The sequence below is a fragment of the Sphingomonas pokkalii genome (assembly GCF_003096275.1).
GTDB lineage: Bacteria > Pseudomonadota > Alphaproteobacteria > Sphingomonadales > Sphingomonadaceae > Sphingomonas > Sphingomonas pokkalii.
In genome coordinates this window covers 4113683-4129000 of the sequence record NZ_QENQ01000001.1, presented here as the reverse complement: position 1 = coordinate 4129000, position 15318 = coordinate 4113683, and the positions used below count along the sequence as shown (strand labels likewise).

Genomic DNA, 15318 nt, shown 5'->3' with positions numbered 1-15318 from the left:
GCGGTCCGGCAACGGGCCGCCCTTTTTCGTTGCCTGGACGCGCCGCTCAAGCGGGAACGGGATCGCCGGGCGCGAGCGGCCGCCCTTCCTTCTGCCCCTCGCGGATCCAGTGCGCATATCCGGAGTCCAGCTCTCCCCGGCGCACCAGCGCATCCACATCCGCGTTGGCGTTCAGATAGGGGAGTTCGCGAAATGCGATCGGTTCGGCATCGATCCCCATATATAACCGCAGGAACAGCCCCATCATCGCCCCGACGGCATCGTTGCGTACGTGCAGGCAATCGCGGTCGTACACGTCCTGCCTGGGCGAAAGGCTGATGATGTCGTAGCTCGGGAAATAGTCGACATCCTCATGTGCGTCCGCAAAGGCGTTCGCGGCCGCGCACAACATCGATTTGGAATACATGTTGGCGACGAAAATATCCCGGCCCGAGAATGTTTCCGACATCGGCACGGGCGAAACCGTCACGATGATCCGCGCGTCCGGATTGAGTTTCTTCAACGTCGCGTGCAGCGCCTGAAGTTCGATGAAGTTCTCGACGAAATCGGTGACTTTCAGAAAATATCGCCCCGGGTTCTTCCGGGTCGCGAAATAGCTGGGCGGTGCATTGAGGTGCAGCGCCCGCGCTGAATCGTACCATATTTCGTTGAGGCCGAGCGTCAATACAACCACGCTCGCCTTGGAAATGCGCGCGAAGTAACATTCGCTCAGATACCGGCGCCGCTCCACTGCCCGCGCCAAGGATACTTTGAAGATACCAGGCGTAAGCTGAAGATCCACCCAGCCATCCTCAACCTCAGAAAACAGCCTCTCATCATATTCCGGTGGCGAGAGCACCCATTCCAACTCGTTTCGCATCGAATGGACGGTGAATTTGTTGACGATCCCGGAGGGTCGGTTCGGCCATTCCTCCCTCGGCGCGATGATGTTCTTGCTGAGGACTTCGACGCCCTGATAGAGCAGGTGCTCCTCGATATTCCGGGCGAAGCAGGAGCCGATACAGAAGAACCGATCGGAAGAATCGAGGGTGAACTTCGGCGTATGGACGATATCGACGATTCCGCCGGAAAAGCGCGAAGCCAAGGACTGCCAGCGATTGGCAGGATTTTTTGCCGCACCCTTCCATGCGACATCGCCCGAAATCATCACCGTGCCTCGTACCCCCTGTCTGTCTGCCCGACATGCTACCACAGAAGAAAGAAAAGGCGCCAGAAGGTAGCGGCGCAGGATCGGCCGGCACCGTTCGCCGCAAGGCACCGAAAAACCCGCCCCAAGGGCAGGCCTCCCCCTCACATGAAGCGCGCGCGGGTGGACAGTTGGCGCCCGTCGACGTGGAGCTCGTTGAACGAAGCCGGTTGGTCGCGGGTCCGGCGCGAAAGGGTTCCGGCGCCGATCAGCCGTATCGTGCGATCGCCCAGTACATGCTCGATATCGAAGGGATCGTGCACATGGCCGGTCAGCACGGCGTCCGCCCCCGCCGCCGCCAGCGCGGCCAAGGCCTCCCGCCCCTTCCGCGTCTGCGCGCTGGCGCTGGTACCCGCTTCGACCAGGGGGTGATGGGCCGCCACCAGTACCAACCCGTCCCGCGGGGCGGCCTCGGCGATGGCGAGTGCCTTTTGCAACGCCCGCAGGCTCACCACCCCCTTCGACCAATCCAACCGCCATTGAAAACGCGCCGTGGTCTTCAGCGGCACCACCGAGACGCCCGGCAAATCGAGCGGGCGCTGGATCATGCGCGCCAACGCGCGATAGCGACGATAGGGCGTGGCAAACCGGGCGACGAGATTGAAATAGGGCAGGTCGTGGTTCCCCACCTCTACCGTCACCGGTACGCCCAGTTGTTCGAGCCACCGCCCGGCCGCCGCAAATTCGCGGCTGCGCGCGCGCATCGTCAGGTCCCCGGTCACGATCACGGCGTCGGGCCGTTCGCGCCCGACCAGGTCCGCAAACCAGGCGATTGCCGCCGCGTCCTCGCATCCGAAATGCACGTCGCTGACATGGAAGAGCCGGATCATCGCAAGCGCTCTCCCGCACGGGTCGCGATGAAGGTTTCGCGGCTGCGCGCGGCGCGGATGTTGGTGCCGCTCGCCAGCATCACCGGTTCGCCGTCGAACAGCGCCAGCACCGGTCGGCGCTCGCGCACCCACAACTGTTCGGCCCTGCGTTCGGTGACGGCGCGCGCCGCGAGCCAGTCGCCGGTCAGCCATCCCCAGCCGAGCTGCGCGATCGCCCCCCAGTCGCGCGCATCGACCGCCGCTACCTCCAGCCCATCCGCGCCTGGGTTCACCAGAATCGCCTGATAGCGATCGCCCAGCCCCGCCACCCCTTCCACTCGCACGCCGCGCCGGTGGAAGGTGCTGCGCCACGCGCCGCGCACCGCCGCGATCAGCCGGCCCAGCCGGCCCTTGCGCACCGCCTCACGCGCGCGAAACCAGGTCGCAGCCGGGCCGAGGATCAGGCCGACAAAGGCGCGGTGCTCGCCGGCGACGACATAGGGCAGCGCCACGCGCCGATCGCATTCATGCGCGGCATGGATGATCCTGTGCGGATCGGTTTCGTCATGCAGCGCTTTGGCAAGCAGGTTCATCGTCCCGCCCGGCAGGACGAGAAATGCCCCTTCCCACTCGGCGAGCGCACGAAGCGCAGCGTTGATCGTCCCATCGCCTGCAAACAGCACCACGGTATCCACGCCCGCCCCGTCCAGCGCGGCAGCCTCGGGCATGGTATCGGCCGGAAAGCGGGTACGGCCCGCCAGCGATAGCCCCCGCTCCGCAAACACCGCTTCCAGCGCGTCGCACTTGGCCTGCGAGGTGGTGCCGGAATTCGGATTGGTGATGAACCACAGATTCTTCATGCCGCATCGAAACGCCCGAGAACCGATTTCGTCGCGCGGGGCAGCGCCCCGCTCGCTCCTCGCTCCTATCCACAACCCAAAATCGGCGTCGTCACGCTGGGGCAACTTCCCGCCACCTCGCTCTATCGCCCCTTGAACTGCGGCGTTCGCTTGGCGAGGAACGCGGCAACCGCTTCGCGACAATCCTCGGTACGCGACGCGATGCTCTGGTGCGCCGCTTCGATCTCCAGCGTTTCCGCCAGCGTGCCCGCCAAGGCCGCCGCCACCTGTTTCCGAATCAGCCCCAATGCCACCGTGGGCATCGCCGCCAGCTTGGCCGCCAGACCATGGGCCGTTTCCATCAGGACCACATCGTCGGCAACCCGCGTCACCAGCCCGGCATCAAGCGCCTCGTCCGCCGGCAGGCGCTCCCCCAGCAACGCCATTTCGAGCAGCTTGGCACGCCCGGCGGACTTGCCGACCAGCCAGGTCGCCCCGGCATCGGGCACCAGACCGATATTGGCGAAAGCGAGCAGGAGATAGGCCGAGCGCGCCATCACCACGATGTCCGCCGCCAGGGCGATCGAGGCACCAGCCCCCGCCGCCGGGCCGTTCACGGCGGCCACGATCGGGATCGGCAGGTCGGCCATCGCCATGATCACCGGATGGAAATGCTGCCGCAGCGACTCGCCTGAATCGCGAATGGCCATGCCGGCGGCGAGATCGGCGCCGGCACAGAATCCCTTGCCTTCCCCGGTCAGCAGGACGGCGCGGGCGCCGTCCGCAGCGGCCTGCCGTAACGTCGCCGCCAGCAGATCCAGCATGTCCGATGTCAGCGCGTTGAGCCGATCGGGGCGATTGAGCCGAACCACGGCGACATCGCCTTCCATCGCGAGCAGCACCGGCGCGTCCGACATCCTCGTTCCTCCCTGTGTTCAGCGGAACGGGATGCCCGGTGCGATGCCGCTACGCAACTCCATCCTCGCGGCGGCGCTCAAAGCTCCTTGAGCACCACCGCCGGATCGGCAAGCTTCGCGGGCTCGGCGACGATCCCTTCCGCCACCAGCCGGCGACCCTGCACATAATCGCGGGTCGCATTGACGCAGTCGAGGGCGATCACCCGCCCGCCGCGCAGATACACGACCGAGAAGGATCGCGTGGCGGGGTCGCCACGCAGCACCGTCGCGTCATGCCCGATCGACAATCCCACCGTCTGCAGTTTCAGATCATATTGGTTCGACCAGAACCAGGGCACCGCATCATAATGCGCCGGCTGCCCGGTCAGCACCTTGGCGACGACGTTCGCCTGGTCGTTGGCGTTCTGCACCGATTCCAGCCGGATCTCGGCACCGTCGGCATAGCCGTTGTGATGCAATGCACAGTCGCCGATCGCGAAGACATCTGCCAGGCTGGTCCGGCACTGCGCATCGACCCGCACGCCATTGCCGCCATCGGCCCCGGCCGCGAGCAACGGCGCGACTTCGGGCACGATGCCGATGCCGACGATCACCAGGTCGGCCGGCAGCGTCTCGCCGCCCGCCAGCCGCACGCCACAGACGCGCCCATCACGCCCGTCCAGGCAGTCGACCAGCGCGCCGGTGCGAACCTCCACGCCATGGGCGCGATGCTCGGCCTCGTAGAAACGCGAAAGGGCCTCGCCGGCAACGCGTGCGAGCACGCGATCCATCGCCTCCAGCACCACGACATGCTTACCCTGCTCGGTCAGCGCAGCAGCGGCCTCCAGGCCGATATAGCCGCCGCCGACCACCACGACGTGACCAGCGGCGGGAAGCTCGGCGAGCAGCTGGTCGACATCCTGGCGCGTGCGGACGGCATGGACGCCGGCGAGATCATGGCCGCTGCACGAAAGGCGCCGCGGGCTGCCCCCGGTCGCCCAGATCAGGCTTCCATAACCGATCTCGCGCCCTTCGCCGTCGCGCACGGTCTTGCCCGCCGCGTCCACCGCCACGATGCGCCGACCGGGCAGCATGGCGATCGCACGCTCCTCCCAGAAGCCGGCGGGGCGGATCAGGATGCGTTCGAAACTCTTCTCGCCTGTGAGATAGTCCTTCGAGAGCGGCGGCCGCTCATAGGGGAGTTCCGCCTCTTCCCCAACGATCGCCAGCGTACCCGCAAATCCCGCTTGGCGCAGCGCGATCGCACCTTGCGCACCGGCATGGCCACTACCGACGATAAGAACATCAAACCGTTCCAAGCCCGTTCCCCTCCAGTCCATTCCGCATATTGCTATGGCTGATAGCAATATGCGGGCGACCGACAAGTCTTCGCGCCCGTCGGCCAACTTTCGTACCGATGGCGGTCTCTATACGGTCGGGGAACGCGGGTCGACCCTGGAAGGACAGCAAAGCAATCGCCGGCCGGGGATCGCCCGCCCCGTCATCCTGCCACCTTCCGTCAGAACCGGAAGCTCAGCCATCCGGCGACGAAATCCGAGCTGGCATAGCCCGCGTTGCGGAGCCCCCGCCCGGCCGCGAAATGCTCGTACCGACCGGTGAGCGACAGCCGCGGCGCGATCGCCCATACCAGCTGCAGTCGCGCTACATCGCCGATATGCGCATCGCGAACATTCTGCGTGCCGGCAAAAGGCTGGCCGCTCGCACGATAGACGGCATCGTGGACGTTGGCGCGCCACGCCCGCTGAAGTTCGGCGCTCACGCGCAGCCGCGACGACGGAGAGAGTGCCAGCGTCGGCGCCACGGCGATCAGGTTGCTCGGCGTCAGGAAAAGGCCATAGCTGTAGTAGATGTTGTTGCCGAAGGGTGCATAGGCGTTGCGGAGCTTGCCATCGCCATAGCCCCCGCCACCGCTGGCATAATCGGCGTGGAACCCGATCCGGGGCGCACGCTTGCCGCTACCCAGTCGGACATTCTGGGCGAAGAGCGCCTGCCAGGCATCGATCCGCTGATCGCGGAAATCACCCCATTGATGATTGACCGACCAGTCGATCGTCACCGGCCCCGCTTCGCCGAACAGATGTGCGCCCAGATAATAGCGGGTCGCCGGGCCGATCCGGCCTCCCCAGGCGCCCACCGTGTTGCGGCGGCGCCAGAAGAACGGATCGAAATAGAGCTTGGCTTTGCCCGCAAGCGCCTTGGGTACCACGAAACCCAGCGTCACGCCGGAGAAGCGCCGCGCGGGATCGATCACGTCATCGTCGCTGCCCAGATCGCCATATTGGGTCGGCTTCAGATCGAACAGATCCACCCGCATCGCCTTGCCTCGCGCCCATAGCCTCGTGCCGTTGAGCGTGTAGCGGATCGTGTTGTTGTCGCGCTGCGAGACGAGCAGGTTGGGACCATCGACAAATTCCTGCCGGCCATAGCGCGCGCCGACCTCGATCCCGGCGACCTCGCCTGTCGCCTCGGCGAAGAGCTGCTGCACGGCGACGCGGTTGCGCAGCGTCGCGGCGGGCGCACCAAGCTCGATGCCGGTGATGCTGCCATGGGCAAGCTCGCCATAGACGCGCAGATGCTCGCCCATGTGCAGGTCCGCCCCGCCGACCAGGCGAAGGATATCCTGCCGCTGCGCGCGACTGTCGCGCAGATTGGGGTTGGTGGTGTGGTTGACGCGCAGCCGGGCCTCGCCGGACAGCGTGACATAGACATCACCGCTGGGCGTGAGCTTCACGCATTTCAGGGCGTCGATCGGATCGTCGCGTCTGGCTGGGTCGCACAGCGCACGCCAATCCTCCGCCCAACGGGAAAGATTGTAGCCGCCGGTGGTGGCGCCGTCGCCGGCGGCCGCCGCAGGATAGGTTGCGCTCTTGTCGATCGTCTGGGCGATGGCGGGCGTCGCAAGGGCGAGCACGGGGGTGGCGCCCAGGGCGCAGAGGAAATGCTGCATGGGGAACGCTCCTTAGGCGGCCGAGGCGGTGCCGGCGGGAAGCTGCGGGGCCTGGCCGCGAAGCGCGGCATCGAGCGCGCGATGGTCCAACCGCCCTTCCCAGCGCGAAACGACCACCGTCGCCACCGCGTTGCCGATGAAGTTGGTAAGGCTGCGGCACTCGGACATGAAGCGATCGACCCCCAGGATCAGCGCCATGCCGGCCACCGGCACGCTGGGCACGATCGACAGCGTGGCGGCCAGCGTGATGAAGCCTGCGCCGGTAACCCCTGCCGCCCCCTTCGAGGACAGCATCGCCACGCCCAGCAGCAGGAATTGCTGTCCGATCGAGAGTTCGACCCCGGTCGCCTGGGCGATGAACAACGCCGCCAGCGTCATGTAGATGTTGGTGCCGTCGAGGTTGAACGAGTAGCCGGTCGGAACGACAAGGCCGACGATCGACTTCGGACAGCCGGCGCGCTCCATCTTCTCGATCAGCGAGGGCAGGGCGCTTTCCGAAGACGAGGTGCCGAGCACCAGCAGCAGCTCTGCCTTGAGATACGCAATCAGCCGGAAGATCGAAAAGCCGGCCAGCGCCGATACCGCGCCGAGCACGACCACCACGAACAGCGCGGAGGTGAGATAGAAGGTTCCCACCAGCATGGCGAGGTTGGCGAGCGTGCCGACGCCGTATTTGCCGACGGTGAACGCCATCGCGCCGAACGCGCCGACCGGCGCCGCCTTCATCAGGATCGCGACGACCTTGAACATGGCCAGCGAGATGTCCTCGAGCGCGCCGGTGATCCGCTCGCCGCGGTCGCCGATCAGCGCCAGTCCGATGCCGAACAGGATCGCGACGAACAGCGTCTGCAGGATGTTGCCGCCGGTGATCGCGGAGAGGAAGGTGTTCGGGATGATGCCGAGCAGGAAGGCGGTCAGCGTACTTTCATGCGCCTTGGCGGCATAGTCGGCGACCTTGCCAGCATCGAGCGAGGCGGGATCGATGTTGAGCCCCGCGCCCGGCCGCACGACATTGGCGACGACCATGCCGACGACCAGCGCCAGCGTGGAGAAGAACAGGAAATAGGCAAAGGCCTTGGCCGCGACCCGGCCGACGGCCTTCAGGTCGCGCATCCCGGCGATGCCGGTGACGATGGTAAGGAAGATCACCGGCGCGATGATCATCTTGACCAGCTTGATGAAGCCGTCGCCGATCGGCTGCATCGCTTCGCCGGTGTGCGGCGCGTAATGGCCGACCAGCACGCCGGCGAGGATCGCGATCAGCACCTGGGCATAGAGATGCCGATACCAGGGCCGAGAGGGCACCGCCGGGCTATCGCCGGTGGCGACTGGGGAATCGATCGCGATACGTACCATGAAGTCCTCTCCGTTCGCTCCGGTTGCACGCCGGTAGCCATCGATCGCACAACCCTGCCCCAGCCCCGAATGCGCGCAAAGACGCACCATGGATTCCATTTTATTGTTAGTAATCAATCTTTTGATTTCAGGCCGGCCGAAAGCTTGGGCGAAAATCGGCACATCTCCGGCATGGCGATGTGCAGAAACTTGCACATCGCGCATTTGTGGCGGATAGCCGGGCGGTGACGCGGGGCGAATCATCCTTTGCATGGCGCTACTGGGCGTTGGCGACGCTGATCGGGGTGGCGCTGGCGCTGGCGACGGGCTGGATCAGCGGCACGCGGACACGCGAATCCCTGATCGCCGGCGCGACCACCGGTGCTCAGCTCCGCGCGGCGTTGCTCGATAGCGAAATCGCCCGCTTCCGCCTGCTGCCGCTGGCGCTGGCGGACGACCGCGACGTCGTCGCCACCCTGCAGGGAACCGCCGCCCGCCCGCTGAACGAAAAGCTGGAGCGACTGGCCGGCACTACCGGCGCGGCCGCGATCTACCTTATCGGGCCGAACGGCCGCACGCTGGCGGCAAGCAACTGGCGTTCGCCCCAGAGTTTCGTCGGATCGGATTATCGCTTTCGGCGCTATTTCCGCGAGGCGCTGCGCACCAGAGAGGCCCGCCAATTCGCCTTCGGGACGGTAAGCCGCCATTCCGGCCTCTATCTCGCCCGGCGTACCGCGGCATCGGGCGTGATCGTGGTGAAACTGGAATTCGATGCGATCGAAGCGGCATGGCAGCGGGCCGGCGGCGACACCTTCGTCGAAGATGCGACCGGCCTGGTGCTGGTGGCCAGCACCCCCGCGTGGCGCTTCGCCGTCGCACGGCCGATCCTTCCGGCCACGCTGGCGTGGCTGCGGCGGGAGGCGGCCCTGCCCGCTGCGCCGCCCCCGATCCTGCTTCCCGCCGTCGATCGCAACCAGATCGAGGCGCGGGTGGCGACGGCGCAGCCCGGCTGGCAGCTTTCGCTGCGCCGCCAGGTGGGCCCGGCCGTGCGCGCCGCCCAGCGGACCGCTGGACTGAGCGCGCTGATGGTGGTGATGGCGCTGGCAGCGCTGATATCGGGTTTGCGCCAGCGGACGACGCTGGCCAGGCGGCGAACCTCCGAGCTGGAAGCGGCGGTGGCGGAACGCACCGCGGCATTGCGGCGCGAGATCGAGGAGCGGACCGCACTGGAGGCCCGCGCCGCCGAACTGCGCGAAGGGCTTCGCCAGGCGAACCGCCTCGCAACGCTCGGCCAGGTGACCGCCAGCGTCGCCCACGAAACCGCCCAGCCGGTCGCCGCGATCCGCACCTATGCCGAAACCAGCGTTGCGCTGCTCGATCGCGGCGCGAACGACATGGTACGCGATAATCTCGATGCGATCCGCCGCCTGAGCGACCGCATCGGTACGGTGACCGCCCAGCTCCGCGGCTTCTCCCGCCGTCGTCCGGGCGAAATTCGCGCCCTGCCGCTGGCGGAAGCGCTGGATGGCGCGCTGCTGATCCTGAAGGAACAGCTTCGCACCGTACGGCTGGACCGACCGCAGTTCGACCCCGCATTGGAGGTGATGGGCGGTCGGGTGCGGCTGGAACAGGTCTTCGTCAACCTGCTGCAGAATGCCGTGGAAGCGCTTGCCGAGCGGCCGGACCCGCGGATCGCGATTTCGGTCACGCCCGGTGAAGGGCAGGTGCTGATCCACATCCGGGATAACGGCCCCGGCATCGCCCCCGATATCGCCGCCCGGCTGTTCACGCCCTTCGCCACGAGCCGTACCACCGGGCTCGGCCTGGGGCTGGTGATCGCCAGCGATATCATGACCGAACTGGGGGGAACGCTGCGCTGGGTGCGGGAGGCGGCGCCAGGCGCCTGTTTCGAACTGGTGCTGCGCCGCGCATGAACGTGCCGGTCGCCCTTGTCGACGACGACGACGATCTCCGCGCCGCGCTGACCCAGGCGCTGCTCCTCGCCGGGCACGCGGTGCATCCCTTTGCCGATGCGATGACGGCGCTGGCGGCGATCGACGGCGATTTCCGCGGCGTCGTCGTCAGCGACGTTCGGATGCCGGGGATGTCCGGCGTCGATTTCTTCCACCGGCTGCGCGCCACCGATCCCGAATTGCCGGTGATCCTGATGACGGGGCACGGCGATGTCGCCATGGCGGTGGACGCGATCAAGGCCGGTGCCTGGGATTTCCTCACCAAGCCCTTTCCGGGCGAGGCGCTGGCTGCTGCCTTGCAGCGCGCAGGCACCGCCCGCACGCTGGCGCTGGAGAATCGGCGGCTGCGCGTAGCCGCACGGGACGCGGATACCGCCCTGATCGGCGAATCGGTGGCCATCCAGCGGTTGCGGGAGATGATCCCGCTCCTCGCGGACGCCTCGCTCGATCTGATCGTGGAAGGCGCGACCGGAACCGGCAAGGAACTGTACGCCCGGCTGGTCCATCGCGGGGGCCGGCGCGGCCGCCACCGTTTCCAGCTGGTCGACTGCGCAACGGTGCCGCCGCTGATCGTCGAGCGCGAGCTGTTCGCGCGGGGTGGTATCGTCGCCCGCGCCGATCGCGGCACGCTGTTCCTGGACAATCTCCACCTCGCCCAACCCGCACTGCAGCACCGGCTGGCGCAGTTCGCCGAAGCGCGGACAGTGGCGACCGATCAGCGCGATCCTGATCCGGTGGACGTGCGGATCATCGCCACGATCGCGGAAGGCGCTGCCGACAGCCTGCCCCCGTCGCTCTATCACCGGCTCGCCGGGGTACCCTTGCGAATGCCCCCGCTGGCGGAGCGGCGGGAAGACGTGCCGCTGCTGTTCGCCCATTTTGCCCTGCACGCCGGAGAACGACACCAGCGTCCGCCCGCGGCGCTGGCCGCCGCCGCCCATAGCGCGGCGGAGCGGGAATGGCCGGGCAACGTCCGCGAACTGGAACGGGCGGCGGAGCGCTTCGTCCTGGGGCTGGAGCCGCCGATCGATGCGCCGGCGACACCGGGGCCCGCGACGCTGACAGAGCGCCTGGAAGCCTTTGAGCGGGCGGCGATCCTGCAGGCGATCAGCGCCGCCAATGGCGAGATCAATGCGGCGATCGCGACGCTAGGTCTTCCCCGCAAGACTTTCTATTATCGGGTGAAACGCCTGGGAATCGATCTCCGCAGCGCGCGCGGAAAGGCATGAGACAGCAAAAGGGCGCCCGCTGCCCCGTGCAGCGAGCGCCCTTGCCGAAAGCGACCGGTTAGCGGTTGCTACGGCAGTTGCCGCCATCCACTTGGCGACCGGCCAGCGCGCCGACGCCTGCGCCGATGATCATGCCGGTGCCGCTGCGGCGATAGGAGCTGCCGCGGCCGATTTCGCCACCGAGCAGACCGCCGGCGATCGCGCCCAGAATGGTGCCGGTAGTGCCGTCGCTGCACCGCTGGCGATAGTTGCGGTCCCGATAGGCATAGCGCGGGGCATCGCCACGATAGTCGCGATATTCCCGATAATCACGGACATCGCGATATTCGCGGTAGTCGCCACGATCATAACGATCATAGTGGCTATAACCGTCGCGATAGCCCCAATCCTGCGCTGCCGCGGGGGTCGCGGCGACTGCACCGGAAATCAGCGTGGCCGCCATGGTGGCGCCGATCAGAAACTTCTTCATGTCCTCGTCTCCTCGCGGGGCGCTTGTGCCGCCGTCGAAAGCCTGATTCGCATATTTCAGATGTTGCGAGCCTGAATGCGCTCGTTAGCTTGCGTTCATCCGCAGGTACGGCCGTTCCGGAACCAGAAGGTTTCGCCATCGTTCCGCTTCCAACAGGAGGATTTCGCCATGCATGACTTCGGTATCCGGCGCGTGTCGGACCATGTTCGCCTGTTCTATCGAACGCGGGACACCAATCCTTGCCCGGGCTGCGGCCAATCGCATTGGATGGTCGGTAGGATCACGGCCGAGTGCGCCTATTGCGGCACCGCGCTGCCGCTGCACGCTGGCACGACCGGCCAGAGCGCGCTGAGCAACCGCCCCGCGCCCGCGCGACCGCCGTTAGCCGCATGACCAGCATCGCCTCGACAACCCCCATCGAACGCATCGCCCGCGTCATCGCCGCCGAAATGCTGAGCCCCAATGCGGAAGGGGCCGGCGATCTCGGGCGCCCGGTGAGCGAGATCGTCGATACGATCTGGCCGCGCGAAACCGAACGCGCGCTGGCGGTACTGCGCACCCTGCGCGAAGCGACGCCGGCGATGATCCGCGCGGGCGAAGCGGCCGGCGGCGATCCCGCCGGTATCTGGAGCGCGATGGTGAATGCCGCAATCGCCGAGCGTCCGCCATCGATCGACTGACCATTCGGAAGGTTTGTTCGGTGCGCGGCTTTCGCTATGGGCGTTGCCATGCATGACGCCCCGCTGACCCTGTATAACTCGCTCTCCCGCTCGCTGGAGCCGTTCCAGCCGCTCGATCCCGCAAAGGGCGTGCGCGTCTATTCCTGCGGGCCCACCGTGTATAACTACGCCCATCTCGGCAATCTGCGGGCCTATGTCTTCACCGATACGCTGAGCCGGGTCCTGCGCTGGAAGGGCTTCCCGCTCACCCATATCATCAACATCACCGATGTCGGCCACCTCACGTCCGACGCCGATGCCGGCGACGACAAGATGGAAGCCGCCGCGCGTGCCCAGGCCAAGAGCATCTGGGACATCGCGGCCCATTACACCGCGGCGTTCAAGCAGAATATCCGCGACCTCAACATCGCCGAACCGAGCAAATGGTCGGTAGCGACCGATCACATCCAGCAGATGATCGCCTTTGCCGAGAAGATCGCGCCCGAGCATTGCTACGAGCTCGAGTCGGGGCTCTATTTCGACGTCTCGACCGTGCCGGACTATGGCCGCCTCGCCGGCGCCGCCGACGATGCCGCCGAAGGCCGGATCGATCCCGTGGATGGCAAGCGGCACCCGCAGGATTTCGCGATCTGGCGCAAGTCGCCGCCCGGCGAGCAGCGCCAGATGGAATGGGATTCGCCCTGGGGCAAGGGTGCGCCGGGCTGGCACCTCGAATGCTCGGTGATGAGCATCCAGTATCTCGGTGCGCCGTTCGATATCCACACCGGCGGCATCGACCATCGCGAGATCCATCACCCCAACGAGATCGCGCAGAACCAGGCCTATTGCGGCTGCGGCGATACCGGCGCGAAATTCTGGATGCACAATAATTTCCTGGTCGATCGCCAGGGAAAGATGTCGAAATCGAAGGGCGGCTTTACCACGCTGCAATCGCTGATCGATGCGGGCGTGCATCCCCTCGCCTATCGCCTGCTGTGCCTTCAGGCGCAGTATCGCAGCGAACTGGAATTCTCGGCCGACAATCTGGCGGCGGCGCTGACGCGGCTGAAACGGCTGGTGATGACGGTGACGGCGCTGAAGGCGCGGGCAGAAGGCGAAGGCACGGCCCCGGCGGCCTGGCTGGAGCGGCTCGACGCCGCCGTTTCGGACGACCTCAACACGCCCAAGGCGCTGCCGGTGCTGGACGAGTTGCTGGCGGACAAACGCACCGCGCCCGCCGACCGGCTGGCCGCGCTGGCCGAGTTCGACAAGGTGCTCGGCCTGCGCCTTTCGGAGCTGACCCGCGAAGAGCTGCGGATGCGGCCCAAGGACACGACGATGACGCCGGAGGCGATCGCCGACCTGCTCGTCGAGCGTAAGGAAGCGCGGGTGGTGAAGGATTTCCAGCGCTCCGACCGGATCCGCGACGATCTTGCCGCGGCCGGCGTGGAGGTGATGGACGGCGATCCGCTCGGCTGGGATTGGAAACCGGCGCTCCAGGGCTGAGCCGCCGGCTCAGCCCCCCTGCCCGGCGCTGCCGATCGAGCGATCGACCAGCCCGCTGCGCATCATCCACCAATAGAGGACGACGCCGGGCAGCGCGATCAGGGTGGTGAACAGGTAGAAATCCACATAGCCCATCGCCTTGATCAGGCTGCCCGCCGTCGTGCCGGTGACGAACCGGCCGACGATGCTGGCGCCGGCGGAGATCAGGGCATATTGCGCGGCAGTGAAGCGCAGATCGGTGAGCGCCGAGAAATAGGCGATCACCACCACGCCGCCGATGCCGCTGGCGATGTTCTCGAACCCGATCGCGGCGGCCATGCCGATATTGGAATGCCCGGCCACCGCGAGCCCGGCAAAGCTCAGGTTCGATACCGCCATCAGCACCAGGCTCAGCATCACCGACCGCTTCATGCCCATGCGCGCATAGAGCACACCGCCCAGGAAGATGCCGAGCATATAGGCAAGAAAGCCGAGCGAAACGTCGTAGAATGCAATTTCGTCGTTGCTGAACCCCAGATCGTTGAACAGCAGGCGGAAGGTGAGGTTGGCGAGCGTGTCGCCGATCTTGTGCACCACGATGAACAGCAGCACGATCAACGCGCCTTCGCGGGCGAAGAACTGCACGAACGGCTTCCAGATGGCGGCGGCGACGGTGGCGACGCTGCGCCGTTCGGCGGGTTCGCGCCGACGCTCGGGTTCGCCCACGATCAGGCCGGTCAGGATCGCCGGCAGCGCGAAGACCGCACACACGCCATAGCCGATCTCCCAGCCCGATCGCCCGGCCACCACCAGCGCGATCGCGCCCGCCGCGACCGATCCGATCCGCCAGCCATATTGCGACATGCCAGATCCATAGCCCAGCTCGTGCGGCTGCAGCACTTCGATGCGATAGCCGTCGATCACGATGTCGTAGGTGGCGCCCGCCGCGCCCATCAGCACCGCCGCCGTCACCGTCGGCCAGATATTGGCCGGATCGGGCACCACCAGCGCAAGGTTGAGCGTGGCCGCGATCACCAGGGCGCCCGCGACGATCAGCCAGGAAACGCGCTGGCCCAGCCGCCCGAGCAGCGGGATGGGCACACCGTCGACGATCCAGGCCCAGAGGAACTTGAAGTTATAGACCAGGATGGCGAGCGTGAACGCAGTGACCGTGGACTTGTCGATCCCGGTCTGCGCCAGCCGCGTCGTCAGCGTCGCGCCGATCATCGCGAAGGGGAAACCGGAAGAGATGCCGAGCGCGAAGGACGCGAGCGGCCCCTTGGCGAAATAGGGCCGCACCCCATCCGGCAACTCGCTGCGCCAGTCCGCCGGCGCGGCCTTCCGGGCGAGAAGGAACGCCGCGAGCAGTGCCGCCAGCGCCGCCACGCCTCCCCAGTCGAGCGCCAACCGGGCTCCCGCCAGGGTCTTGGGCGGCGAGAGCACGGGAAACAGGGCCGCCAGTATCAACAC

13 protein-coding genes are annotated in these 15318 nt (G+C 66.8%); 4 read left to right on the top strand and 9 right to left on the bottom strand.

From position 1 onward, the window contains the following. Positions 1-46 precede the first annotated feature (46 nt). The 7 genes from DD559_RS19070 to DD559_RS19040 all read right to left on the bottom strand — a co-directional run bounded on the left by DD559_RS19070 (position 47) and on the right by DD559_RS19040 (position 8054). Positions 47-1147, bottom strand: a complete 1101-nt coding sequence (locus DD559_RS19070; protein WP_116470570.1) for a GSCFA domain-containing protein — start codon at positions 1145-1147, stop codon at positions 47-49. A 143-nt stretch (positions 1148-1290) separates the two neighbouring features. Beyond that, entirely contained in the window at positions 1291-2016 is a 726-nt protein-coding gene (locus tag DD559_RS19065) for a metallophosphoesterase family protein (RefSeq protein WP_116470569.1), read from the bottom strand. After that, on the bottom strand, positions 2013-2855 hold the full coding sequence (locus DD559_RS19060) for a diacylglycerol/lipid kinase family protein (RefSeq protein ID WP_116470568.1): 843 nt from the start codon (positions 2853-2855) through the stop codon (positions 2013-2015). Before DD559_RS19060 ends, DD559_RS19065 begins: the two co-directional genes overlap by 4 nt. 122 nt (positions 2856-2977) lie before the next feature. Further along, positions 2978-3751 (bottom strand): enoyl-CoA hydratase-related protein, encoded by a 774-nt coding sequence (locus DD559_RS19055; RefSeq protein ID WP_116470567.1) that lies wholly within the window; start codon positions 3749-3751, stop codon positions 2978-2980. A 77-nt stretch (positions 3752-3828) separates the two neighbouring features. Continuing rightward, a complete protein-coding gene (locus DD559_RS19050) occupies positions 3829-5049 on the bottom strand; it encodes an NAD(P)/FAD-dependent oxidoreductase (protein WP_116470566.1) in 1221 nt (406 codons plus the stop codon). A 200-nt stretch (positions 5050-5249) separates the two neighbouring features. Then, positions 5250-6698, bottom strand: coding sequence for an alginate export family protein (locus DD559_RS19045; RefSeq protein ID WP_116470565.1), 1449 nt, complete (start codon positions 6696-6698; stop codon positions 5250-5252). Between the two features lie 12 nt (positions 6699-6710). Continuing rightward, positions 6711-8054 (bottom strand): dicarboxylate/amino acid:cation symporter, encoded by a 1344-nt coding sequence (locus DD559_RS19040; RefSeq protein ID WP_116471034.1) that lies wholly within the window; start codon positions 8052-8054, stop codon positions 6711-6713. 224 nt (positions 8055-8278) lie between these two features. Between DD559_RS19040 and DD559_RS19035 the strand changes: the two genes are divergently transcribed. After that, positions 8279-9967, top strand: a complete 1689-nt coding sequence (locus tag DD559_RS19035) for a sensor histidine kinase (protein WP_116471033.1) — start codon at positions 8279-8281, stop codon at positions 9965-9967. Continuing rightward, entirely contained in the window at positions 9964-11235 is a 1272-nt protein-coding gene (locus tag DD559_RS19030; RefSeq protein ID WP_116470564.1) for a sigma-54-dependent transcriptional regulator, read from the top strand. The genes DD559_RS19035 and DD559_RS19030 overlap by 4 nt, the downstream gene beginning before the upstream one ends. Before the next feature lie 58 nt (positions 11236-11293). Here DD559_RS19030 and DD559_RS19025 read toward each other — a convergent pair whose 3' ends face one another. Beyond that, positions 11294-11704 carry a glycine zipper 2TM domain-containing protein gene (locus DD559_RS19025; RefSeq protein ID WP_116470563.1) on the bottom strand — a complete coding sequence of 137 codons (411 nt, stop codon included), beginning with the start codon at positions 11702-11704 and terminating at the stop codon, positions 11294-11296. A gap of 389 nt (positions 11705-12093) precedes the next feature. Between DD559_RS19025 and DD559_RS19015 the strand changes: the two genes are divergently transcribed. Then, positions 12094-12384, top strand: coding sequence for a hypothetical protein (locus tag DD559_RS19015; protein ID WP_116470561.1), 291 nt, complete (start codon positions 12094-12096; stop codon positions 12382-12384). A gap of 48 nt (positions 12385-12432) precedes the next feature. Beyond that, positions 12433-13869: a cysteine--tRNA ligase gene (gene cysS, locus DD559_RS19010; protein ID WP_165831151.1), complete on the top strand. Its 1437-nt coding sequence runs from the start codon at positions 12433-12435 to the stop codon at positions 13867-13869. A gap of 9 nt (positions 13870-13878) precedes the next feature. On the opposite strand, the gene DD559_RS19005 is transcribed toward cysS, so the two are convergent. After that, entirely contained in the window at positions 13879-15159 is a 1281-nt protein-coding gene (locus tag DD559_RS19005) for an AmpG family muropeptide MFS transporter (RefSeq protein WP_240610412.1), read from the bottom strand. Between the last annotated feature and the right edge of the window lie 159 nt (positions 15160-15318).